This is a genomic window from Psychroserpens mesophilus (assembly GCF_050617655.1).
Lineage (GTDB): Bacteria > Bacteroidota > Bacteroidia > Flavobacteriales > Flavobacteriaceae > Psychroserpens > Psychroserpens mesophilus_A.
In genome coordinates, this window is sequence record NZ_JBODQC010000095.1 from 1 (window position 1) to 335 (window position 335).

The window sequence follows — 335 nt, forward strand, 5'->3', positions numbered from 1 at the left end:
CCCGTCGACGGTGGCGCGAAAGGCATTTGTCATAGCAGTTCAATAAATGGTTCCCGCTAAAAATAAGCTTTCATTGGCAAATCAGCAGGCCGCATTGGGAATTTTCCCCGCTGTTGCAGGCCTTCGGGGTACCCGCGCCAGATCATGCCGGGGTCATGGGTCGCAAACCGTGCAAATTCCTAATTTTGTGCAAAACCAAGCACCATGCTGACGATCGGAATTGCGGGGGGTACCGGGTGCGGCAAAACGACCGTGGTCAATCAGATTACCGGCCAGTTGTCCGATTCCGAGGTCGGTGTCATTTCCCAGGATTCCTACTACCGGGACCTGTCGGA

At 54.6% G+C, this 335-nt stretch carries 1 pseudogene; it reads left to right on the forward strand.

The features are described from left to right. Nucleotides 1–204: 204 nt before the first annotated feature. Nucleotides 205–335: pseudogene (locus ACRHNM_RS16480) on the forward strand (uridine kinase); the annotation flags it as partial.